This is a genomic window from Caballeronia sp. NCF2 (genome assembly GCF_023631205.1).
Classification (GTDB): Bacteria; Pseudomonadota; Gammaproteobacteria; order Burkholderiales; family Burkholderiaceae; genus Caballeronia; species Caballeronia zhejiangensis.
This window is the reverse complement of the sequence record NZ_JALQDN010000066.1, coordinates 1-973: the sequence shown is the minus strand read 5'-3', so window position 1 is coordinate 973 and position 973 is coordinate 1. Positions and strand designations below refer to the sequence as shown.

Genomic DNA, 973 nt, shown 5'->3' with positions numbered 1-973 from the left:
GTGCCCGACGTGAAGACGCTGGTCGAAAAACTGAAAACCGAAGCGAAGGTGATCTGAACATGACGATTCTCGTAATTGCAGAACACGACAATGCGTCGATCAAGGCAGCGACGCTGAACACGGTTGCGGCGGCATCGAAGATTGGCGGCGATGTGCATGTGCTGATCGCGGGCTCGAACGCGCAGGGCGCGGCGGATGCGGCGGCGAAGATCGCGGGCGTCAGCAAAGTGCTCCTCGCCGATGCGCCGCAACTCGCTGAAGGCCTCGCGGAAAACGTCGAAGCTACGGTGTTGAACGTCGCGAAGGATTATTCGCACATCCTCGCTCCGGCGACCGCTTACGGTAAGAACATCGCGCCGCGCATCGCTGCACACTTGGACGTCGCGCAAATCAGCGACATCACCGCCGTCGATAGCGCCGATACTGTCGAACGCCCGATCTACGCAGGCAACGCCATCGCCACGGTTCAATCGAGCGATCCGATCAAGGTCATCACCGTTCGCGCGACGGGCTTCGATCCGGTCGCGGCGGAAGGCGGCAGCGCATCGGTCGAGAAGATCGAAGCCGCAGCCGATGCAGGCATCTCGCAGTTCGTGAGCCGTGAAGTGACGAAGCTCGATCGTCCGGAACTGACGAGCGCGCACATCATCGTGTCGGGTGGCCGTGGTCTGGGCAGCGGCGAGAACTACACGAAGACGCTAGAACCGCTCGCCGACAAGCTCGGCGCGGCGCTGGGCGCATCGCGCGCGGCGGTCGATGCGGGCTACGTCCCGAACGACTTTCAGGTGGGTCAAACCGGCAAGATCGTCGCGCCGCAACTGTACGTTGCGGTCGGCATCTCGGGCGCGATTCAGCACTTGGCCGGCATGAAGGACTCGAAGGTCATCGTCGCGATCAACAAAGACCCCGAAGCGCCGATCTTCAGTGTCGCCGATTACGGTCTCGTCGGCGATCTGTTCTCGGTCGTGCCGGA

1 protein-coding gene is annotated in these 973 nt (G+C 62.4%); it reads left to right on the top strand.

What is annotated here, in order from left to right:
• Positions 1 to 59: 59 nt before the first annotated feature.
• Positions 60 to 973 (top strand): electron transfer flavoprotein subunit alpha/FixB family protein (locus NCS02_RS26670; RefSeq protein WP_250523361.1); only part of this gene is annotated, 914 nt, incomplete at its 3' end.